Here is a 22965-nt window from a genome sequence, read left to right on the forward strand (position 1 = left end):
AGTCCATGATCTTGCTCCCTGTGGGGCCTACGCAGTGGTTACGCTCCCCAGCGGACGGATCCGATGGGGGCGGGACGGCGGTCCTCATGACGGGAATGGCTCACTGTGCGTAGGCAGCGGCAGGCATCGGGCGGGAACGGCAGGACCGGGGACCACGGCCGGGGAGCCGTCGGCCGGGACACGGCCTCGGCCGCCAGGAACGGCGCGGAGGTCACGGCGCCGCACCCGGCGTTCCCGACGACCGCCGGCCCGGGGATGACTCCCCAGGCGCTGCTGGCCCTGCAGCGGGACGCGGGCAACGCGGCGACCGCGCGCGCCCTGCGTGGACGGCTCCCGGCCGCCGAGGGCGTGGCGGGCGCCACGCGTGCGCCGAGGCCCTCCCCTTCCGTGCTGCCCACCCTTGAGGAACTGCCCGAGAGCAGTGCCGCCACCCGGCTGCCCGCGGTGCTTCCCGCGATCGACGAGGCGGCGGAGGAGTCCGAGGAAGGCGTGGAGAACGCCCGGCCGCGCGCCGCCACCACGACACGCCCCCGACGGGCGGGCACACGTCGGCCGGTCCCCCGTCCGACCGGCAGCGGACCCGGCTCCTCCCATCCGCCGCTCGGACTGCCGCCGTACCTGCGGGAGTTACGGGCGGCGGGGCTCTCCACGGCGTACGGGCTCACCGGGCACGAGTTCGTGTCCACCGCCCTGGGGACGGTCGTCGGACGGTCCGACGGGACGGTGGCCGAGATACGCGAGGAGCTGGCCGGGCGGCCGGAGACGTTCTACGGCCAGGGCCGCTCCTTCGCCGTCGAGGGGCCGGAGGGCAAGGGCTGGTACGACGTCACCGTCACCATCTCCCGGGACGGCACCGACCTGCCCGAGACCTTCGTCTCCCCGGAGGCCGTGAAGGCTCAGGCCGCGGCCGTGGAACAGGCCAAGGCCATGGCCGCGTTGCTGGCCGAGTCGGAGGCCGCCATGGGCAAGGGGAAGGGGAAGGCCCGAGCCGACGATCACGACGGCGGCACCGGCACCGGCACCGAGGTCGTCCCCCGGCAGGCCGCCCAGGACGCGCGGATGGCCGAGGGCGCCACCGTCAAAGTGGACGCCCAGCACAACACCTCGGGCGTGGTGAGCCACTCCTCGGGCGGTTCGTCCAGCAAGGGTGTCAACTTCATGGCGTTCGGGCTGGCGCCGGTCGTCCCGGGCGTCTGGCTCGGCGGGGCGGTCATGGCCAACGCACAGCCGTTCCAGTCCTCCACCGACTCCCGTGTGCAGAAGGCCATGTCCGAACCGCGGGTGCTGCGCAGCGACAAGGGGTCCGTCGAGATGCGGCGCCGGGTGCGCTACGGCGTCCGGGTCCAGCCCCAGGACGAGGGGCGGGGCGGCCGGGCGCAGACGTTCAGCGGCTCCGGGTCCCTCATGATGCGGGTACCCACCGAACACCTGGTGCCGGTCACCGCCGAGGCACCCGCGCGACCGCGCCCCCTCAGCACGGGGACCGCCCGGAGCGTGCGGCTCGCGGACTCGCTGGCCCCGGTCGCCCTGGACGACGCCGCGGCCCCCCATCCGGGCGGCGGCGGCCTGTTCGACACGGTCCGCTCCGTGCTGCATCCCTCCCTGACCTCCCGCGGTGCGCCCGGGCGGGCCCGGCTCCACGACGCCACCTCCGCCACGACCGTCCTGGAGGACCTGCCCCGGCTGCTGAGCGGCTGGGTGATCGGGGAGGATCTCGTCTCCAAGGACGGCAGTGCCACGGGCACCTACCGGATGCGCGCCGACCTCACCGCCCTGTCGCCCACCTGGACGACCGGCAAGACCCAACTGCGTACGCACCAGCAGGCACAGCACTCGGTGTCCCACACGGCGGCCAAGGGCCGAGGAGGGACCTTCGGCGCGGGCCCTGCGGCGGGGTTCGGCGTGCTGGGCAACGCCGCCGCGGTGCGCGCGACGGTCATGCCCACGGCCGGCGCGCGCAAAGCGCGGTTCACGGTGGCCGAGCAGACGGTGTCGAGCCGTCAGGGAGCCGAGGTCAGGGGCGACAAGGTGCTCTACCTCGGCAAGGTGCGGTTCAGCGTCGAGGGCACCGGACCGCTCTCCCCCGCCATGAAGGTGCGCTCCGGGGCCCGCACGGCCCGGCACTCGATGGATGTGTGGGTCAGTCTGCGCGCCGACGAGGCCCGGTCGCTGGGCCTCGAACTGCCCGAAGGCGTCACGGCGGGCTCCATGATCAGGGAGCCGGGAACGGACGCGGACGGGAAGAAGCTCGACCGGCGGCAAGGTGAAGAGGCACGGGACGGGGCCGGGTCGTCGGCCGGTCAGGACACCGAGCGCCATCTGCCGTTCGGAGCCATGGGGTCGAGCGTGGCGATCAGCCAGCTGGACACCGCTCCCCTGCTCTCCGGCATCGAGCAGCTCTTCGCCACCGATCCGCGACTCGCGGGCTATCTGCCCGCGTTCGGCGCGGGGGCGGGGACCGAGGTGAGCCGCGAGGAGGGCGAGGTGCAGCGGCGCAACTACCGCGAGCTGATCACCGTACTCTCGGAGACCAACCTGCGGGTCAACAAGGACCAGTTGCTCTCCTCCGGGATCCGGGTCCGGATGCGGCGCAAGAGCCGATGGCACGCGCACGACGTGCAGATCAAGGTCGTCGGCGCCCTGCGCGAGACGGGCCACCAGGGGGAGACGAAGGACTGGCTGGTGCGCAGCCACAGCGGCGTCACCAGCAACTCGCAGAGCGGGCGGTCCAGTTCACGATCGATCGGCGGACTGGCGCTCGGCCAGTTCCGGCTGATCCCCGGTGCCCTGTCCGCCACGGTGCGCGGCGAGCGGACCCGGCAGAGCACCCGGCGCAACCAGGCGGGTCCGGCGACACGCTCCGACGTGCTCACCAACGGCGGTGAGAAGACCAGCGCGTTCGGCGGCGCCCTGCGCCTGGACGTGGACGTCACCATGACGACACGGGAGCGGACCGCCACACGTGCCCTCACACCGGGCATGCCGGGGCGGGACACACCCGACGCCGTGCACATCGCCTCGACCGCGGACACCGAGGCTCTCGATCTGGCCGAGCAGGACGTACGGCTGCTCACCCCGACCGCGTTCACCATGGACACGGCCGGGAAGGACCGGCTGACGGCCAGGACCCGCAGGCGCACCGCCGGACTGGCGCCGCCGCAGCGGCAGTTCAACGCGTCGGGCATCGGCGATCTGTCGACCATGGCGCCGCGCTCGATCGCGGGCCGGGCGGTCCGGGACTGGACGCTGGTGGAGACCGTCGGAGGCGGCGGACCCATCCGGGACCTCGCCTTCGAGCTCCTGTCGCGGGCCGCGAGCCGCAACCGGGAACTGCGGGAGGACCACGCGCTGCGGACGGAGGGCCTCGCGCCACGACTGGCGATCGAGGAACGCTTCAGTCCGCAGGCCATCACCTCGGCGCTGCGCCAGGCGGTGTCCTCCGGGTGGGTGGTGAAGAACCTGCAGTACCCCCGCAGGCTCCACGCGCTCAACGGCGCGGTCGGTACCCGGTTCGCCCTCACCAACCCGGAGGTGGTGGCGGAGGGCACCGGGGCGGGTACCGAGACGTTCCTGCTCGGCGGCCACCAGATGACCGGGCAGGAGGGCAGCGGTACCTCCACGACCGTGCAGGGCGGCGCCCTCGGATCGGAGAACGGCCCCGGCTGGCGGCTGGGCGAGGGCGTGTCGGCCGGGCGGAGCCTGGGCCGGAGCGCGGCGACGGCGACGACGCTGAGCGGCACCGTCGAACGCAACGCCCACACCCCGCGCACCCGGCCCCTCTACCTGGTCCACTGCGACCTGGTGGTCCGGATGGTCAGCGAGGTCAAGGTCACGGGAGGCGGCCCGTACGTCGCGAAGGGCGAGCGGACGCTGCCCGCCGCGGCCGCCGTCTGGCTCACCCAGGAACAGTTGGCGGCGGCCGGCCTGCGCGTTCCCGGGGCCGCCGGGCAGACGTCCTCGCCGGGGGAGTCCGCACGCCAGGGCACGGAGCCCAGGGGCCCGGAATCCAAGGGCGAAGAGTCCAAGGGCAACGGGAAGGCCACCCAGGAGCAGACCGAGGCGTCCCGCAGCGGGGAGTCGTCGAGCACGACCGCCCCGGCGGCGCCCGCCCTCGCCCAGGAGCTGCCGCTCGGCTTCGGCATGATCGAGGAACTGCCCGACTTCGTTCCCCTGCTCGAGCGGCTGCGCGCCGACGTCGGCCGGCGTGACCGGTCTCTCGCCGACGAACTCCTGCCGAAGCGGCAACTGGCCGATCCGCACGACAACATGCAGCGGCTGCTGCGCGTCCTGGACCGGGACGGGTCGGCCGGACTGCTCTCCGGGGCCATGGACGGCGGGGTGCCCGTCGAACTCTTCCGCGGGCGCGACACACCGTACTGGGCCGTGTTCCGCGTACGCCGCACTCGGCAGGGCACGTCCGAGGGCGAGGCGAAGGACGGCCGCGACATGGAGTACATCACCTCGGCCGCCGCGCAGCGGGCGGACACCCGCGAGACGAGCGACACGCGGACCGTCGAGGGGGTCGTGGCCGGTGCGGGCAAGCCGGAGGGCGGCGGCGGTCCACTCAAGAGCGTCGGCGGCTCCGGCGGGCTCGGCGTCGGCGTCAGCGATGTCACGAAGTCGGCCACCGTGGGGCGCGGTCAGCTCGGAATGAAGACCGTCGCCGAGGCCTCCGCCCGTTCCGTCAGAATGCGGGTGCCGATCGAGGCGACCCTCGAACTGCACTCGTCCCGTGGGCGGGTGAGCCTCGCCACCCTCGGCGGCCAGTCCCTGGTCCACCGCGTTCTGGTCAAGGACCTCGAGGCACTGTCCCGGCTGCGGCCGGTGCCGCGCGCGGAGGCGGGACAGGCGTTCCTGCGGCAGGACGACGCCGAAGCGAGCCGGCTGGGCCCCTGGCACGGCCGCGGGGTGAGCCTGCCGATGGAGGCGCAGGTCAACGGGTTCCGCGGCGCTCCCGAGATCCGCCGGGTGATCGACGACGCGGTGCGGGCGGCGCACGGCGGGGAGCGCTACCGCAAGACGGGCGACGCGGCGGCGTACGCGCAGCGCGAGGCAGTGTCCACCGAGTGGCTGATCTCCGCCCTGCCACTGCTCACCGCGGCGGGGGTCGACCTTCCCGTCGTGCACGCCTCCGGCGCGCAGGGGCAGGATCTGCGGACCTCACTGCACGCCCGGCTGCGCGCCGGACGTGTGCTGGGCGTCGGCGACAAGATGACCTTCGAGACGGTGGCGCAGAGCGCCCTGGACGCGCCCCGGCCCACGGGGACGGACCACCAGCAGGCGGTGGAGCACAACAAGTCGGTGCGGGGACTGGGCGGCGCCGGTGTGCTCAACGCGGACGAGTTCCGGATGAACCAGCTCCTCGGCAACGTCGACCAGGTCGGCGGCGCCACCGACAGCTCGGCCCACGGGTCCGGCTCGATGCCTCTGCACAAACCCAAGTTCGAGGCGACGCTGGTGCAGTTCACCCTGGACGTGCGGGTGGTGGCCCGGGTGAGCAACCGGGGCCGCCCCGGCGCCCCCTCCGTCGCCGTGCGGGACTTCACCGTCCCCACTCCGGTCGTCGTGCGGATCCCGGCGCCCGTGGCCCGCCGTATGCTCCAGGATCCGTCCAACCACACCAAACTCCACGACCCGGACGGCCGCCTCAGGTCCTGATGCGGGGGCGTGTCAGCCGCCCGGCTCCTCCACCGCCTCCGCCGGATCCGCCGGCCGCTCGCCGATGACCGCGGTGAGTTCCGTCCTGCGGCGGATGCCCAGCTTGCGGTAGGCGCTGGTCAGATGGGTCTCGACGGTGCGCCGGGCCAGGTGCAGGAGTTCGGCTATCTCGGCGTTCGTCCGCCCGTCGGCCGCGAGGGCGGCGATCCGGCGTTCACTGCCGGTCAGCGCCTCCCAACCGGTGAGCGCGGTCGCCGAGCCGCGGGAGCGGCCTTCGGGGAGAACCTCCTCGGCCAGCGCCCGCATCCTTACCGCGCCCAGCCGTTCGGCGTGCTCGGCCGCCTCGCGCAGCGCGTCACGGGCCCGGCTCCGGTCCCCCGCCGCGACGAGCTGACGCCCCTGTCCGATCAGCGCGGGGATCAGCTCGGTCTGCGCGGAGGCGTCCCGCAGGATGCGGACGGCACGGTCGGCGAGTTCCAGACCGCGACGGCCCCCGGTAGCGGTGGCGAGCCCGCGCAGCGCCCGCCCCACCAGCCGGGGGGTGTCCCACACCTGGGCGAGCCGCAGTTCTTCGCGGGCCAGCGTGAGAGCCTCCTGCGGACGGCCCAGCGCGCTGCGGCACTCGGCCGCCGCGGTCCGCCAGGGGGTGACCACGGGGCTCACCACGTCCCGTGCCGTCTGCCGGCGGCCACATTCCAGGAAGTCGTCCAGCGCGCCGGCGTGATCCCCCTGCGCGGACCGCAACACGCCCCGCGCGTAGAGGAACCGGTTGAGTTCCCAGGAGTCGTGTGCGTCGCCCAGGGCGAAGCTGTCGGCAAGGCGGGCCGCCTCTTCGGTGCGGCCCGTCTCGACCAGGGCGATCACGGCGTGTCCGTGCGCGTTGGCCGGGTCGGGCCGGTGCCGGGTGGCTTCGGTGACCTGCCAGGACGCCGGTTCGGCGAGCAGATCGGCGTACTGTCCGCGCGTCGCGGCGATGTCCGCCCGTACGTTGAGCAGCGCCAGGTGCATGGGGTGCAACAGGGACGGGCTCTGCCGGTCCAGTCCCCGGCGTACCAGCCCCTCGGCCTCGGCCAGTTCGTCGGCCCACTGGGCGACGGCGGCGGCCGTACCCAGCAGGAAGGGTTCGGCGAGCGCGTCGATCGGTTCGTCCAGCAGGGCGTGGATCCGCTTCATGGCCGTGGCGGCGGGGATCAGTCCGGCCGTCGCGTCGTAGCGGACCAGAAGGGCCTGACCTGCCGTTCCGACCAGGTCCGGGGACCGCTCGGCGGCACCGTGCAGCCAGCGGTACGCCTCCTGACGGATGCCCTGGTCGTGGTCCGACAGCAGCGCCGAGGCGGTCCCCAGCAGCCGTGTCAGGTCCGGATGGCCGGTCAGTTGCTCGTCCAGGTCGCGCAGGACGTCCATCGCGGCGCGCGCCTTGCCGCGCCGGGCCAGTACGGTGCCCAGGGCCACGGCCGCCCGTACCCGGTCCTGCGGCATGCCCGGCAGCCGGGTCGCCTCGGTCAGCCGGGGTATCCCGGCCGAGGAGCGGGCGGCGGCGAACTCCAGGGAACCCAACTCGGTGAGGACCATGGTCCGGCGGGCCGGCGTCAGCGGTTCGTCCAGCGCACGACGCAGATACGACACGGCGTCGTCGGGCCTGTCGTCCCGCACCGCCACGGACGCGGCGTCCTGCAGCGCCACGGTGGCCCAGGCCGCGCCCACGGCCTGGGTCCTCAACAGTTGTCCGGCCACCGCTTCGGCGCGGTCGCCACGGCCCAGCATCACTTCGGCCGCCGTACGGTGGGCCGCCTGCCGCCGGACGGTGGGCCAGCCGCTGAGCACCGCGTCCCGCAGCAGCGGGTGGGCGAAGCGCGGCCGCCCGTCGGGATCGGGCCGCAGCAGGCCGAGGCGGGTCATGGCGGTCAGCCAGCCGGGTACCCGGGCGGGGTCCGCGCCGGCCGTCTCGGCGAGCAGTTCGGTGAACTCCTCCGCGTGGCCCTCCTCCCACACGTCCGCGTCCAGCGCCGCGAGGGCGCGGGCCACCCTCGCCGTCGCCTCTCCGGCGCTGTCCAGCCACCAGGAGACGGCGGCCGGATAGGCACCCGGGTAGAGCGCGGCACAGGTGTCCGGCACGGGCCTCGGGGGCGCGCCGTCCGGTTCCTGTGCGCGGAGGTCGTCGAGCAGGGCGCGCAGCAGCAGGGGGCTGCCCGCGCCGGCCCGGACGCAGTCGTCCACCCAGGCGGGCGTGGCGGCGTCGATGTCCGAACGGACCAGCTGCGCCGCCGCGTTCGCGCTCAGCGGGGCGAGGGTGTGGGTGCGCACCAGGGTGGGCGAGAGCGCGTGCGCCAGGCCGGCGGACGGCGGGTCGATGTCGTACTGGCTGCGCTCGGTCGCCACCAGGAGGACGGGCAGTGCGTCGATCCGCCGGGCGGCGTCGACGAGCCAGCGGCGCGAGGGTTCGTCGGCGCAGTGGACGTCGTCCACGGCCAGCAGCAGCGGGGCGTCGGCGGCGTGGGAGCGCAGCCGCCTCCACAGGTGTTCGGCGTACGACCAGTGGTGCGGGTTGTCGTCGAAAACGTCCGGAAACAGCTTGGTTCCGGCATCGGATTCGCCGCCCGATGACAGAAGTTGGAGGACCGCCGCGAACTCCCCGGCCTCGCCGTCGGGCGAGCAGCGGGTCCGCAGCACCCGCATGCCACGGGCCGCCGCCCGCTCGGTGACGGCCTCCAGGAGGGCGGTGCGCCCCGTGCCGGTGGCCCCTTTGAGCAGCACCAGACGGCCGGACCCGGCGCGGGCGCGGTCCGCCTCGGCGGCCACCAGCTCGAGTGCCTCCCGTCGTTCACGCAGCGCCTCGGTCTCGCCCATCGATGTCTCCTGTCGGGGACGTTTCATGATCCATCTCGTGGTACGTCTCGTGGTCCTCCACGATTGCGCGAGGCACGCCGAGCACAGAAGTCTGGGACAAGCCCTTCGGCCACTGGCGACACAGGGGCGACCAGCACGTGGAATTTGGGAGAAACGGTTGCGCAGTTCATTACGGACCACTGACGCAGGCGTGTCACAGCGGCCCGCCGACACCGGTGCGGTGGATTCCGGAAACCGCATACCGGTGGTGGTCCAGGCACCCGACCCGATCTCCCGGGCCGGGGTGCGCAGCCAGTTGGCGCAGCACCCGGTGATCAACCTCCTCGACAGCGCGGAGGCCGGGCCCGGCACCGTGGCCGTCCTGGTCAACGAGGGACCGGACGAGACCACGCTGTCCCGGCTGCGCCGACTCGTACGCAGCGACGGGGCGCGTGCCGTGCTGGTGGTGAACGCGATCCGCGAGGCCGAGCTGCTCGACGTCATCGAGTGCGGTGTCGGGGCCATCGTCTGGCGCCACGAGGCCAGTGCGCACCGGTTGGTACAGGCCGTGCTCGCGGCCGCGCGGGGCGACGGGGATCTGCCCGCGGATCTGCTGGGACGCCTCATCACTCAGGTGGGATCGCTCCAGCGCACCGCTTCCGGCCAGACCGGTGTTCCGCTCTCCGGCCTGGTGCCACGCGAGATCGATGTGCTGAGGCTCGTCGCCGAGGGGCTGGACACCGGGGAGATAGCGAGCAAGCTCTCCTACTCCGAACGTACCGTCAAGAACGTGATGCACGGGCTGACCACCCGGCTCCATCTGCGCAATCGCGCCCACGCCGTGGCCTATGCACTCAGGGAAGGCTACATCTGAGGCGGCCGATCGTTCGCACGGGGCCTGCCGAACGGGGTACCGGGCGGATCACAGCAGACGGGTACACAGCGGGTACTCAGCCGGCCCACGGCTGGTACGCGCCAGGACGTGACGGCACGGCGGGAGCACGACGGTGATTCACGAGGTGGACGAGGTCCTCAAAGGGCTGCTCAGGAGCGGTGCGCTGGCCGGTTCCGGTATCGAGGTCGCCTTCGACGCGCCGAGCCGCGAATGGGCCGCCCGCCGCAACGCGCCCGCCATCAACGCCTACTTGTACGACATCCGCGAGGACGTGCGGCGCCGTGAGCGCGGCGCCATGGCCGTGCGGGACGAACGCGGCATCGTGCTGCGCCGCCGCCAGCCGCCCCGCTGGTTCCGGCTTTCGTATCTCGTGACGGCCTGGACCAAGCAGCCGCAGGACGAACACCGGCTGCTGTCCGCGGTGTTGGCGACACTGCTCCCCCACGAGATCCTGCCCCCGCACGCACTGCCCGACGCGCTGGCCGCACTGGGGCTGTCCGTGCCGCTCTCGGTGGCGAATCTGCACACCGAGTCCCGGTCCCTCGCGGAGATCTGGTCCGCGCTCGGCGGCGAGCTGAAGCCGTCGCTGGATCTGGTGGTGACCGCGCCGTTCCCGTCGTTCCCGGAGTACGACGCCGGGCCGCCGGTCACGGAGGGCGCCGGCGTGCGCGTACGCGGGATGGACGGAACCCTGGAGGGCTCGCCCGAACGGCGGCACCGGGCACGGCACTTGGCGTCCACGACCGCGGCCGACACGGCGGCGGGCACGGAACTCCCGGCCGGGGACCGCCCGGTCGCGGAGGATCGAAACGGAGAGAAGCGAGCGAAGTGACCCCGCACGTCCCGGCGTCGGCCGCCACCGACACCTCGTCGTCCACCGACGACACGTCACCCGCCACCGCCTTCGAGGGATCCGCCGACGCGCTCCTGGTCCGGGTGTCCCGACTCCGCGAGCAGGTGGCGCTGCTGGTCGAACACCGCAGCGCGACCGATCCCACCGCGGCCGATCCGCTGCGCGGCCTGTATCTGTCCGAGGACGCGGTACGGCATCTGCTGGAGCCGGCCGGTCAGGACCCCGCCCCCGAGAGCTGGGACTCCGAGCGGGGCGACCGGCTGGATCTGCTGGCCGGGCGGCTCGGGCTGACCGAGCTGGACGTCCGGATCCTGCTCATCGCGCTGGCCCCGGACCTCGACCGCACCTTCGAGCCGCTGTACGGCTACCTCAACGACGACGTCAGCCGCCGCCGGGCCACCACCGGGCTCGCGCTCGACCTGTGCGGACTTCCGGCACACCGTGCCGAGGCCCGGGCCCGGTTCCATCCCTCGGCTCCGCTGGCCGCGCTGGGCCTGGCAGTGATCGAGGAGCCCGAACGCCCCTTTCTGAGCAGGTCGTTGCGCGTACCCGACCGGCTGATCGCGCACCTGCTGGGCGACGACACCCTGGACGCCGCACTGACCGGCCATGTCCACCGACTCCGGGCGCCGGTGCGGGGCGAGCAGTACGACGAGGTCTTCCTGCGCAGGCTCGCCGGCCGGCTGGCGGCCGCCCCGCTCACCGTCTATCTGCGCGAACACCGGGCGGGAGACGGTCTCGCCTGTGCCGCGGGCGCGCTGCGCGACGCTTCGGGGCAGGAGGCGCTCCACTTCGCTCCGGACAGGACCGCCGGACAGGAGCCGATCGCCGAGCTGCTCCGCGAGGCCCGGCTGCGTGACTGCGCGATCGTCGTGTCACCGCTGCCGGAGGATCCAGCCCCGTTGATGCGGGCGCTGGCGGTGGACGACGTGTCCGTGCTGTTCACCGATCCGCGTCCGTACGATCCGCACTGGTACGACCATCGCGATCCGCTCGTCCTCGACGCGCCCCGGCTGCGCTCCGGAGCGGTGGACGCCTGGGCGGTGGCGCTCGGCACCGGGGTCGACACCGAGACCTCCGCTCATGTCGCCCCCGTACCGGAACCCGCCCCCGGCTTCGACCTCGCCCCGGTGGTCGCGCCGTACCGGCTCGGTGGCGACCGGATCCTGCGCGCCGCCCGTGCCGCGCAACGCCTCGCCGTCTTCGAAGGGACCGCGCTGACCCCCGCTCATCTGCGGCTGGCCGCCCGGCAGCAGTCCGCCTCCGGGCTGGAGCGGCACGCGCGCCGGATCCGTCCGGACGTCGGCTGGGAGGATCTCGTCCTGCCCGACAAACCGCTGGTGCAACTGCACGAGCTGGCGTTGCGCGCCCGCCACCGTGACCAGGTGCTCGGTGACTGGCGACTGAGCGCGGGCGGCGGGCGTGGCCGGGGCGTCCTCGGCCTCTTCGCGGGCGATTCCGGCACCGGCAAGACCCTGTCCGCGGAGGTCGTGGCCGCCGAACTCGGCCTCGACCTCTACGTCGTGCAGCTCTCCTCGATCGTCGACAAGTACGTCGGCGAGACGGAGAAGAACCTGGAGCGCATCTTCACGGAGGCGGACCGCACCGACGCCGTGCTCCTCTTCGACGAGGCGGACTCCGTGTTCGGCAAGCGGTCCGAGGTCAAGGACTCGCACGACAGGTACGCCAACATGGAGAGCTCCTATCTGCTCCAGCGGCTCGAGTCCTTCGACGGCATCGCGCTGCTCACGACCAATCTGCGCGCCAACATCGACGAGGCGTTCACCCGCCGTCTCGACCTCGTGATCGACTTCCCGTTCCCGGACGCCGACCAGCGGCTGGCCCTGTGGCAGCACGCCCTGACCCATGTGCCGTGCGTCGAGGACACCGATCCGCGGGCCGTCGCCCGTGACTTCGAGCTGGCCGGTGGTTCGATCCGCAGCGCCGTGGTCACGGCCGCCTACGGCGCCGCCGGCCGCGGTGCGCCGGTCGACACGGCCGACCTCCTGGAGGGCGCGCGCCGCGAGTACCGCAAGGCGGGCCGGCTGGTGCCGGGCGAGGGCACCTGGTAGCTCCTCGCCCGGCTGCTCGCGCAGACGACCCTGCCCGGCCGACGACTGTCGGCCGGGCAGGGTCGCTTCACCGGGGTTCCCGGAGGATGCCCTGTCCTTCAGGCCGGGGAGGAATCCGGTTTCCCGCGGAGCGGGGCAGGGGAAGCCGGATCTCCGCCGGGTGATCCGGCGTCCGGCCGGGGAGCGGTGAGGGCGACCTCCAGGAGGTGGAGGATCTCGGAGTTGAGGGACCGCCGGTCCGCGGCGGCCTGGGCGGTCACCTGTTCGTGTAGGTCTGCCGGGATCCGGAGTGAGAAGCGAATCATGACGCTACGGTGGCATCATGGCGACGCCAAGGGAAGCCGACGGGGCCGGGCACGCCCGGTACACCTACCGGCTTCGCGTGTCGTCGACTGCCCGTACGGCGCTGGAGGCGGAGTGGGCACGGTGCCGGTGGATCTGGAACGAGTGCGTCGCCAGGTCCAGGGCGGTCCACCTGCACAACAAGACCACGGGGGAGAAGCGGACCTGTGGCCCGGCGCAGCTCGACCGGATATTGACCGGGGCGCGGGAGCGTATGCCGTGGCTGCGTGAGGGTAGTTCGGTTGTTCAGCAGCAGCTGATCCGGGACTTCGGCAGGTCCCGCGCGAAGGCGCACAAGGACATTCGGGAGGGCCTGCCTCAGCGGCAGCGGGCTGGTATGCCGGGGTGGAAGAAGAAGCGTGAGGCGTTGCCGTCGCTGAACTACACGCGGCGCGGGTTCCGGCTGAAGGACGGTCGCCTGCATGTGGCGGGTGGGATCGTGCTGTCGGTGGTGTGGTCGCGCGACCTGTCTGGTGAGCCTTCCTCGGTGCGTGTGTACCGGGACAGTGTCGGGCACTGGTACGCATCGTTCGTGGTCCGCGCCGAGGTGTGGCCGCTGCCGGAGACCGGCCGGGTGCTCGGCGTGGACTGGGGGGTGAGGGAGACCGCGACCACCACCTCGGACGCGCACGACTTGCCGCACGCCCAGTATGGCCGTAAGGCGCAGACCCGGCTGACGCGTTACGACCGGATGATGGCCCGTCGCCGGCCGAAGAAGGGGCAGGCTGCCTCGAAGGGCTACCGCGAGGCGAAGAAGTGGCGGGCGAAGACCTACGCGAAGATCGCCCGGCAGCGGCAGGATGCCGGCCGCAAGTGGGCGAAGAAGGTCGTGACGGACCATGACGCCATCGCTGTCGAGGACTTCAGGCCGAAGTTCCTCGCCAGGTCCTCGATGGCGCGCAAGGCGGCGGACGCCGCGCTCGGCGCCACGAAGAAGGCCCTGATCGAGATGGGCCGCAAGCACGGACGGGACATCCGTCTCGTGCATCCCGCGCACACCACCATGGACTGCGCATCGTGCGGAGCGAGAACCAAGCACGCACTGCCGTTGTCCGAACGCACCTACACCTGCACCGCATGCGGAGTCGTCTCCCCCAGAGACAAGAACTCCGCCCGCGTGATGCTCGTCCGGGCAGGTCTGAACCCGGCTGGTGTCGAGGGCGTAAGACCACCGGGAGCGCTGCTCCCAGAGGCAGCCTGAGCCAGGAATCCCCGCTCAGCCCTGAAGGAAGGAATCCCCTCCCTTCAGGGAGGGGAGCAGTCAAACGGTGAACTTGACGGCCTCGAGCCAGAGCAGGTTGCTCAGGGTCCCGCCGAAGATGTAGTTGTCCCCGCCGGGCTCGTCGCAGCCCAGGCCGTGCCAGCCCTCGTTGTGGACGTGCGTGGTCTGGCAGACGACGCTCTTGCTCTGGCCGACGTTCATGGCGAAGCCCAGCATGTAGGGGTCGTCCTTCTTGGTGCTGCCGATGTAGAGGTCGGCGCCGTCGACCACGCCCTTCCACGGCCCGAAATAGTGCCCGTTGCCGTTGGTCGACTGGGAGTCGTAGACGAAGGCAGTGGCAGCGGTGCCGTCGGTGTCGGACGTGGCGAGGTTGAGGGACTTGATCGGGCGGTTCTGTCCCACGGTGCCGGCCATGGCGCCGTCGCACACCGGTTTGGTCCAGCCCTCGTCCGTCAGATAGGCCCGGTAGCAGATGTGCCGTCCGGGGTCCTGCGCGGCCAGTTGCGCGACGGCGGTCGCCGCCGTGTCCTCCGGCGGTGCGGCCGACTCCTTCGGCTTGGTCTCGGAGGAACCTCCACCGCCCCCTCCGGAACCGCTCGCGGCCTGTGTCTCGGGCGCCGAGGGCACGACCGGGGCCGCGGCGCTGGGCGAGGGCGGCGTGGGTGGCGCGGCGGAGGTCGAGGGGCTGGGCGGCAGCGTGCTGATGCCGGCTTCCTGGAGCTTCTCCGTGGCGGACGTGCGCACCTGGGGCTTGTACGCGATCCACAGCATCACGAATGTGATCGCCAGCGCCATGAACACACCCAGGAACGTGGCGAGCCAGCGCGGCAGGAACCCGCGCTGCACATACGTGCCCTCCACCGGCTGCGGCCCCGTACCCGAACGCTGAATCGCCAGCGTGTACGGCCGCTGCTCCTTCGACCCGAACCAGATGATCTGCCGCGGCTTCAACGTCGCCTTCACGAACGCCGCACGACCCGGCTCGATCTGAACATTGCTCGGATGGATGTCGTACGACAGATGATCGCCGTTGTCACTGCCACTGACCGACGCCGTCAACCTCGTATTGCCCAGATTGTCCACCGCCAGCTTCGGCCGCCCACGAAAACGCCCCTTCACCGTCGGCGGCACCAACTCCGCCCGCACCTCAGTGAACGGCGTGATCGTCAGATTCCCCTCAGGAACCGTCGTCGCCTCCGGATGCTCCGTCGGCGTGATCCGCACCGCGAACGGATTCGGACCCGCCACCGCATCGGGAGAACGAGGTGGCGAGAACGTCAACTCCACCGTCCCCGTCGTCCCCGGATACAACCGCAACGTCTGCGGCTCCACCACCGTCCAGGGCGCCACATCACCCACCGGCTCGAACCGGTACTCATCCACCACGTCACCGGTGTTGCGCAACCGCAACCGCACCTTCGTGCTACCACCGGGATCCACAGTGCTGGAGGCAGGCTCCAGCGAAGTCCAAAGGCTCACCCGTCGACGCTATGGCCGGGACCTCGCTCCCGTCTGCAAGCGTCGGGGCATGACGGCTGCCCAAAGAGCTGCGGGGCACTGCCCTTTGTGGGTCAGGACGGGTGGACGATGTCCCACTCCTGGTCGTCGGTCTTGCTGCAGTAGTAGATCGTGAGCGGGGTGTCGTTGCCTCCGGTGCTGAAGCCGGCGACGTCCAGGCACAGGTGGTTGCTGGAGTAGTTGCGGATCCAGTAGTGGCCGTCGTCCTGCTTGTCGAGCCACCACAGCTGGTTGTCGGCGGTCGTGCCGTCGCACTGGAACTCGAACACACCCGTCTGTGCGGGCTTGGCGCCGTAGTCCGGCAGGTCCATGCACATCTGGTCCTTGACGTTGCGGATCTGGAAGAGGTCCGACTTCTCGGGACCGCCGCCCTTCTCGCGCACTTCGAGGTTCCAGAGCTGGTTGTCATGGGTGGTGCCGTCGCAGGTGAACTCCCTGACCGGGCCGTTCACCGAACCCTTGTCGTAGCCCGGGATGTCGGCGCACTTCTTGGTCGTGGGGTTTCTGAGCACGATGTTGTTCGCGGGCAGCGGCCCGGTCGCCGGCTTCTTCGTCGCCTTGGGACTGGCCGCCGCCCCGTCACCGCTCCCTCCACCGCCGCTCTCGGGCGTCTGCTGTGGCTGGGACGGAGCCGCCGGGACGTCCGCCGGTGCGGAACTCGGCGCCTGCGACAAGGACGGGGTGGGTGCCGGGAGCGTGCTGATGCCGGCTTCCTGGAGCTTCTCCGTGGCGGACGTGCGCACCTGGGGCTTGTACGCGATCCACAGCATCACGAATGTGATCGCCAGCGCCATGAACACACCCAGGAACGTGGCGAGCCAGCGCGGCAGGAACCCGCGCTGCACATACGTGCCCTCCACCGGCTGCGGCCCCGTACCCGAACGCTGAATCGCCAGCGTGTACGGCCGCTGCTCCTTCGACCCGAACCAGATGATCTGCCGCGGCTTCAACGTCGCCTTCACGAACGCCGCACGACCCGGCTCGATCTGAACATTGCTCGGATGGATGTCGTACGACAGATGATCGCCGTTGTCACTGCCACTGACCGACGCCGTCAACCTCGTATTGCCCAGATTGTCCACCGCCAGCTTCGGCCGCCCACGAAAACGCCCCTTCACCGTCGGCGGCACCAACTCCGCCCGCACCTCAGTGAACGGCGTGATCGTCAGATTCCCCTCAGGAACCGTCGTCGCCTCCGGATGCTCCGTCGGCGTGATCCGCACCGCGAACGGATTCGGACCCGCCACCGCATCGGGAGAACGAGGTGGCGAGAACGTCAACTCCACCGTCCCCGTCGTCCCCGGATACAACCGCAACGTCTGCGGCTCCACCACCGTCCAGGGCGCCACATCACCCACCGGCTCGAACCGGTACTCATCCACCACGTCACCGGTGTTGCGCAACCGCAACCGCACCTTCGTGCTACCACCGGGATCCACAGTGCTGGAGGCAGGCTCCAGCGAAGTCCAAAGGCTCACCCGTCGACGCTATGAGGACAACCGGCTCCGGTCAGGAGACCAGAGGGCAGAAACGCTGCCCTCAAGTCCCCTGCCACGGCACCCGGACGGAGCGCCAGACGTCACGCGGACCCACCCCGTGGCCCATTCGGGCACGGGGTCTGCTCCCGAACAGGTCCCCCATGACCTTGCGGGGCGGGCGGAGGACGCTCGCATCATTCCTCTGGTGAGTTGTGTGACCGTGCGCTCGGCGGACCACACGCGGACGGCCGAGGAGGCAGACGGTGCAGGAACGCCAGACAGACCAGCAGCAGGCCCGAAAAGGTGGGCCTGCCGATCGGGCGGCTGCACGGCGGACGGACGGGGCCGCGGGCGTGGGCCCGGTACCTGGACCCGCCCTGCTGCCCGGCGGCGGATTCTCCCCCTCGGCCGTGACCGCGCTCCAGCGCACCGCGGGCAACGCGGCGGTCGCCGGACTGCTGGCCCGGGAGGCTCACGAACACGGCCCGACGTGCGGGCACTCCGCACCGGTGCAGCGATCGGCGGTCCATGACGTCCTGCGCAGCACGGGAAGCCCGCTCGAGACGGGTGTCCGGACAGAGATGGAGGCCCGTCTCGGCGCCGACTTCTCCGACGTACGTCTGCACACGGACACCGTGGCGCAGCGTTCCGCGGCCGAGATCGGCGCCCATGCGTACACCTCGGGCAGCCATGTGGTCATCGGCCCCGGGGGCGCCGACAAGCACACGCTCGCTCATGAACTCACGCATGTGGTCCAGCAGCGGCAGGGTCCCGTGGCGGGTACCGACCACGGCAACGGACTGCACATGTCCGACCCCGGGGACAGCTTCGAGCAAGCGGCCGAGGCCAATGCGAAACGCGTCATGTCCGGGCCGGTCCCACTGGAGAACCGGCCGGCCTCCGCCGGTGCGGTCGAGGCGGCTCCGGTGCAGCGCGCCGCACTGCCGATCCAGCGGGCCCGCATGGCCAGCGGGAAGATCGCGTTCACCAACGTGGCCAACAAATACCCGCAGTATTTCGGCAAGGCCCAGCGCGTTCTTCAGTTGCTGTCGGAGCACAAGCTCATCCAGGACTATCTCCGCGGCCGCCCGTGCGACATCGTCCTGGAGAAGCGGATCGCGGACACTCCGGCCGAGGTCAAGGACAACGGGGACGCGGGCGTGAAGGTCATTCTCGCCGCGTACTACTTCGAGAACTACGACATCGGTTACATCGTCGGAATGCTCTCCCACGAGTTCGGCATACATCCTCTCGCGGAGGCAAAGCCTCAACTCCTCGACGAAGAGCAGCATTTGAAGGGGATGCCCTTCCCCGTTCCGGGTCTCGAGGAGCAGCCCAAGTTCATGAACTCGGCCGAGGCGAAGCAGGCCGACCACGTGCTCGGCGTGATCCCCCAGGGCCCCCGCTACGGGATCTACAAGGCGGTCACCACGGAAATGGCGGAACGTCTGCTGCAGGACGTGCAGGACAAGGTGGACGGCGCCAAGCATGAGGACGTGACCGACCTTCTGGACTGCTTCCTGATGGATGTCGCCTCCATCGCGGCGACGAATGACAACCGGCTCCTCGGAGCGCCCGCGAAGAGCGGATCGGAGGCGGTCCGCAATGACATCGCGCAGGTCTACAACCGCTACCGGGCCCTGCTGTCGGCCGACTTCCCCGAAGACTCGCGGATCAAGCCGCTCTTCCCTCCGGAGAAAACCCCGGAGGCCGTCAAGCAGGACTTCCTGACGCTCGCCGCGAGAATCGCGAAGGGCGCCGCGTGGGCGTGGAGCATCAGCAACTAGTACGGCAGACAACAACCCGTACGGCAAAGGTGTGTGCACCGGCCCTCGGGGGGCCAGGGCCCCTCCGCTCCCGCAATCCCCCTCCTGAATTGCCCCTGGGGGCAACACAGCTGCCCCCGACCCGGCACCGCAGGACGTTTCGGGGGGCGCGCTTCGCGCGTGAGGGTGAGTGACGTCCCATCTCGTACCCCGAGGAGAGCAGAGCATGCCGTCCTACCTGTCGCCGGGCGTCTACGTCGAGGAGGTGGCCAGCGGCTCGCGTCCGATCGAGGGCGTGGGCACCTCGGTGGCGGCCTTCGTCGGTCTCGCCCCGATCGGCCCCCTGCACGAGCCGACTCTGGTGACCAACTGGACGCAGTACGTGGCGGCCTTCGGTGAGTTCACCGACGGGTACTACCTCGCGCACTCCGTCTACGGTTTCTTCAACAACGGCGGCAGCGCCGCCTATGTCGTCCGGGTCGGCGGAACGCCCGGCGGCGCCTCGGGCGACTCCGCGGCCCCCGCCGCGGTGACCGGCTCCGGCGCGCAGGCCGCGCTGCCGCCGGGTGAGCCGAAGCAGCTCGGCACGTTCTCGGTGAGCGCCGTCGCGGGCGGCTCGCTGAGCGTCGAGGTCGCCGACCCCGAGGGCGAGGGGCCGGCCGAGCGGTTCAAGCTGATCGTCAAGGACGGCGACAAGGTCGCCGAGACCTTCGACGTGACCGCCAAGAAGGGCGGTCGCAACTACGTGGTCACCCAGGTGAAGGAGCGCTCGAAGCTCATCGCCGTGCAGGAGGCCGCGCCCGCCGCCCAGCTGGCCCGCCCCGACAACCAGACGGTGGCGCTCGCCGCCCCGTCCGCTTCCGCCCCCGCCGTCCCGGCCACCACGGACGGCGGCCACCCCGGACCCGCCCAGTACCTCGGCGACTCCGCCGACCGCACCGGCTTCGGCGGCCTGGAGGCCGTGGACGAGGTCTCGATGGTCGCCGTCCCCGACCTGATGGCCGCCTACCAGCGCGGCGCCATCGACCTGGAGGCCGTCAAGGCCGTCCAGCTCGGTCTGATCGCGCACTGCGAGCTGATGGGTGACCGGGTCGCGGTCATCGACCCGCCGCCCGGCCTCAACGCCCGTCAGATCCGGGTGTGGCGCCAGGAGACGGCCGGCTACGACTCCAAGTACGCCGCCCTCTACTACCCCTGGGTCAAGGCCTTCGACCCGGCCACAGGTCAGTCCCGGCTGATCCCGCCGAGCGGCCACGTCGCCGGCATCTGGGCCCGCAACGACTCCGAGCGCGGAGTGCACAAGGCGCCCGCGAACGAGGTCGTACGCGGAGCGGTGGACCTGGAGCTCCAGATCACCCGCGGTGAGCAGGACCTGCTCAACCCCATCGGCGTCAACTGCATCCGCGCCTTCCCCGGCCGCGGCATCCGCGTCTGGGGCGCCCGCACCATGTCCTCCGACCCGGCCTGGCGCTACCTCAACATCCGCCGGTACTTCAACTACCTGGAGGAGTCGATCCTGATCGGCACCCAGTGGGTGGTGTTCGAGCCGAACGACCACGCCCTCTGGGCCCGGATCCGGCGCAATGTCTCCGCCTTCCTGGTCAACGAGTGGCGCAACGGCGCCCTCTTCGGCTCGCGGCCGGAGGAGGCGTACTACGTCAAGTGTGACGAGGAGACCAACCCGCCGGAGTCGGTCGACCTCGGCCGCGTCATCTGCGAGATCGGTATCGCGCCGGTCAAGCCCGCCGAGTTCGTGATCTTCCGGCTGGCCCAGTTCTCCAGCGGCAGCGGTGAGTTGGAGGAGTAGTACCGCCCTCTCGGCCACCAGCTCCGCCCCGTACGCCCAAGAAACCCTAGAAGGACAGAGAACAGATGAGTCTCCAGCCGGGTGACGCCCTTACTTCACACAATTTCGGCCTCCAGATCGACGGTGTGATGGTCGAGTACCTCGCGGAGGTCAGCGGCCTCAGCATCGAGCAGGACGTCATCGAGTACCAGCAGGTCTCCTCTCAGGGCATCCCCGTCACGAAGAAGCTGCCGGGTGTGAAGAAGGCCGGCACCTGCACGGTCGTCCGCGGCATGACGCAGTCGGCGGCCTTCAACCAGTGGATCACCGAGTCCGTCGCCGGTCAGATGAGCACCGCCCGCAAGAACGCGACCATCATGGTGATGGACTACATGAACAACCCGGTCAAGCGGTACAACATGCGCAACGCCTGGTGCAGCAAGATCGACACCAGCACCGTGAAGGCCGGCGAGGCGTCCGCGCTCACCGAGACCGTGACGATCACCTTCGAAGAACTGGTCATCGAGTAATGCGCCGTACGGCTCCCCGGGCGACGGCCGCGGCCGTCGCCGAACCGGAGCCGGAGCAGACCGCTGCTCCGGCTCCGGCCCCGGGCCCGGCCCCGACCGCAGCCGCGCAACCGCTGCGCACCGAGTTCGAGTTCGAGCTGCCGCGCGGCTACGTGGACGACTCCGGCACCGTGCACCGGCACGGCGTGATGCGGCTCGCCACCGCTCGCGACGAGCTGGTCCCCTTGCGGGACATGCGGGTGCAGGAGAACCCGGCGTATCTGTCGGTCGTGCTGCTCGGTCGGGTCATCACCCGGCTCGGCACGCTTCCGCTGGTGCACGACGGGGTGGTGGAGAACATGTTCGCCTCGGACCTGGCCTTCCTGCAGGACTTCTACCGTCAGGTCAACGCGGAGGGCCACACCCGTGCCGCCGTGACCTGCCCGCACTGCGAGGAGCCGTTCGAGGTCGAACTCGGCGGGAGCCGCCTGGGGGAATCGTGACGTACGCGACCGACCGCATCCAGGAGGAGATCGCGTACATCGCCTATCACTTCCACTGGAGCCTGGAGACCATCCTGGATCTCGAACACCGCGACCGGCGCGGCTACACGGAACAGATCGCGGCACTCGTCAACCGCGGCGCCGGAGAAGGGTGACACGGCGTGGGGCTTTTTGATCGGCTGCGGGGCGGCGGGGGCGGCGGACCCGAGCGGGGATCCGGCAGCGGTTCCGCCGCCGCGTCCGCTTCCGGAGCGGCGGGCGCTTCGGCTTCGGCCGACGGTACGGATGCCGGGGTGAGCGATACGTCCACGGCCGGCGGTGCGGGGCGGGGAGCCGGAGCGCGTGTGGTCCGGCCTGCCGCCTGGCCCGCGCTGCCGCCGATCCAGCGGGCCATGGACCGGCCGGGCGCCGTCGCCGACGCCGGGTTCGGTGGCCGGCTGACGACCTGGCAGAACCCCTCCTTCACCGGCACGCTGTCGCACGCCGTCCTCGACGGCGCGCCCGGCGGACTGGTCAAGGGCCTGCTCGCCGCCCCGGTGGGACCTGCATCCGGGCTCGAACTCCCCTCGCTGTCCCTGCCGGTGGCCTCGCCCGTGGAGTCGGGCGAGGAGACCGGTGCGCTGCCCGTGCAGCGCATGACTTCCCCGGTGGCGGCCCTCGGCCCGGCAGGCCCACGGGTGACGCCCGCCGCTCCCCGGCCCACACGGCCGACCTCGCTGACCAAGGCACCGGCCAGGCCCGCGGTACAACGACGGGCTCTGCCGGCGATGAAGCCGTCCGCACCGTTGCCGTCCGCGCCGTTGCCGTCCGTATCGCAGCAGTCCGTACCGCAGCCGTCGTCGACGCCCGCCGTCACCGTCCCGGCTTCCGGTGGCGGCGACAGTGGCAGTGGCAGTGGGGGAACGTCGGTCGGTTCTGCCGCTTCGGTAAGTGCTTCCCGGACATCGGGCGCCGCTCCCCGGGCTTCGGCTGCCGCCGCCCCGCTCCCGGGTTCCGGGACACCGGCTGCCTCCGTCGGCCCGGCCGCGCCTCCCGTCTCCGTGCCGCGATCGCGCGACGGTTCCGCCGCCCGGTCCGATCTTCCGGTCCAGCGGAGTACGTCAGGTGGTTCCGGGCGTACGGGGCTGGGGGCGCCGTCCGTTGGGGACGAGCCGTCGGCCGGGGCATCCGTACCGGCGTCGCCCCTTCCGGCGGCATCGGCGGCACCGAGCGCTCCAGTGGCTCCGGTGACTCCGGGCGGCAACCCGACTGCGGGGCCGCCCCGTCGACGCTCGGGGCTGGGCGCGCCCTTGTCCACTCCGCCTTCGAACGCGACGCCGGTACGACGTCCGGTGCAGCGTGCGGCGGGAACCCCAACGGGACGACCGGCCGCACACACCGGTGCGACGACTCCCCCCGCTCCCTCCGCGACTACATCTCCCAGGACGCCGTCCCCTGAGCCAGGGATGCCACCTTCGGGTTCGTCGTCATCAGGTGCGGCACCGTCTCGACTGGAGATTCCCGAGGCGGGAGCCCCGTCCGGGGACCTGCCTGTTCA

The 22965-nt window shown here is 71.5% G+C and carries 14 protein-coding genes; 10 read left to right on the plus strand and 4 right to left on the minus strand.

Annotated features, from left to right (window positions below):
• Window positions 1–105 precede the first annotated feature (105 nt).
• On the plus strand, window positions 106–5658 hold the full coding sequence (locus tag FNV62_RS04715) for a hypothetical protein (protein WP_144314706.1): 5553 nt from the start codon (window positions 106–108) through the stop codon (window positions 5656–5658).
• A 12-nt stretch (window positions 5659–5670) separates the two neighbouring features.
• Here the strand turns inward: FNV62_RS04715 and FNV62_RS04720 are convergent, their stop codons facing one another.
• Complete coding sequence (locus FNV62_RS04720; protein WP_144314707.1) at window positions 5671–8505, minus strand: AAA family ATPase; 2835 nt, start codon at window positions 8503–8505, stop codon at window positions 5671–5673.
• Between the two features lie 190 nt (window positions 8506–8695).
• On the opposite strand from FNV62_RS04720, the gene FNV62_RS04725 reads away from it, so the two are divergent.
• From FNV62_RS04725 to FNV62_RS04735, 3 genes are all read left to right on the plus strand, one after another.
• Window positions 8696–9358 (plus strand): helix-turn-helix transcriptional regulator, encoded by a 663-nt coding sequence (locus FNV62_RS04725; RefSeq protein WP_054229465.1) that lies wholly within the window; start codon window positions 8696–8698, stop codon window positions 9356–9358.
• Between the two features lie 133 nt (window positions 9359–9491).
• Window positions 9492–10211, plus strand: a complete 720-nt coding sequence (locus tag FNV62_RS04730) for a DUF4255 domain-containing protein (RefSeq protein ID WP_143606978.1) — start codon at window positions 9492–9494, stop codon at window positions 10209–10211.
• Entirely contained in the window at window positions 10208–12304 is a 2097-nt protein-coding gene (locus tag FNV62_RS04735; protein ID WP_144314708.1) for an ATP-binding protein, read from the plus strand. Before FNV62_RS04730 ends, FNV62_RS04735 begins: the two co-directional genes overlap by 4 nt.
• A gap of 98 nt (window positions 12305–12402) precedes the next feature.
• Here the strand turns inward: FNV62_RS04735 and FNV62_RS57490 are convergent, their stop codons facing one another.
• A complete protein-coding gene (locus FNV62_RS57490; RefSeq protein ID WP_143600023.1) occupies window positions 12403–12609 on the minus strand; it encodes an Arc family DNA-binding protein in 207 nt (68 codons plus the stop codon).
• A 17-nt stretch (window positions 12610–12626) separates the two neighbouring features.
• Between FNV62_RS57490 and FNV62_RS04745 the strand changes: the two genes are divergently transcribed.
• On the plus strand, window positions 12627–13847 hold the full coding sequence (locus FNV62_RS04745; RefSeq protein ID WP_143600024.1) for an RNA-guided endonuclease InsQ/TnpB family protein: 1221 nt from the start codon (window positions 12627–12629) through the stop codon (window positions 13845–13847).
• A gap of 60 nt (window positions 13848–13907) precedes the next feature.
• Here the strand turns inward: FNV62_RS04745 and FNV62_RS04750 are convergent, their stop codons facing one another.
• Entirely contained in the window at window positions 13908–15347 is a 1440-nt protein-coding gene (locus FNV62_RS04750; RefSeq protein ID WP_143600025.1) for a hydrolase, read from the minus strand.
• Between the two features lie 92 nt (window positions 15348–15439).
• Window positions 15440–16864 carry an RICIN domain-containing protein gene (locus tag FNV62_RS04755; protein WP_143600026.1) on the minus strand — a complete coding sequence of 475 codons (1425 nt, stop codon included), beginning with the start codon at window positions 16862–16864 and terminating at the stop codon, window positions 15440–15442.
• A 353-nt stretch (window positions 16865–17217) separates the two neighbouring features.
• Between FNV62_RS04755 and FNV62_RS04760 the strand changes: the two genes are divergently transcribed.
• From FNV62_RS04760 to FNV62_RS54510, 5 genes are all read left to right on the plus strand, one after another.
• Window positions 17218–18651 carry a DUF4157 domain-containing protein gene (locus FNV62_RS04760; RefSeq protein WP_143600027.1) on the plus strand — a complete coding sequence of 478 codons (1434 nt, stop codon included), beginning with the start codon at window positions 17218–17220 and terminating at the stop codon, window positions 18649–18651.
• A 205-nt stretch (window positions 18652–18856) separates the two neighbouring features.
• Window positions 18857–20437, plus strand: coding sequence for a phage tail sheath subtilisin-like domain-containing protein (locus FNV62_RS04765; protein ID WP_143600028.1), 1581 nt, complete (start codon window positions 18857–18859; stop codon window positions 20435–20437).
• Window positions 20438–20502: 65 nt separating this feature from the next.
• Window positions 20503–20946 carry a phage tail protein gene (locus tag FNV62_RS04770; RefSeq protein ID WP_054230236.1) on the plus strand — a complete coding sequence of 148 codons (444 nt, stop codon included), beginning with the start codon at window positions 20503–20505 and terminating at the stop codon, window positions 20944–20946.
• Complete coding sequence (locus tag FNV62_RS04775) at window positions 20946–21428, plus strand: hypothetical protein (RefSeq protein WP_143600029.1); 483 nt, start codon at window positions 20946–20948, stop codon at window positions 21426–21428. The genes FNV62_RS04770 and FNV62_RS04775 overlap by 1 nt, the downstream gene beginning before the upstream one ends.
• Complete coding sequence (locus tag FNV62_RS54510) at window positions 21425–21583, plus strand: DUF6760 family protein (RefSeq protein ID WP_095856654.1); 159 nt, start codon at window positions 21425–21427, stop codon at window positions 21581–21583. Before FNV62_RS04775 ends, FNV62_RS54510 begins: the two co-directional genes overlap by 4 nt.
• Window positions 21584–22965 lie beyond the last annotated feature (1382 nt).

The organism is Streptomyces sp. RLB3-17 (assembly GCF_007113425.2).
GTDB lineage: Bacteria > Actinomycetota > Actinomycetes > Streptomycetales > Streptomycetaceae > Streptomyces > Streptomyces mirabilis_D.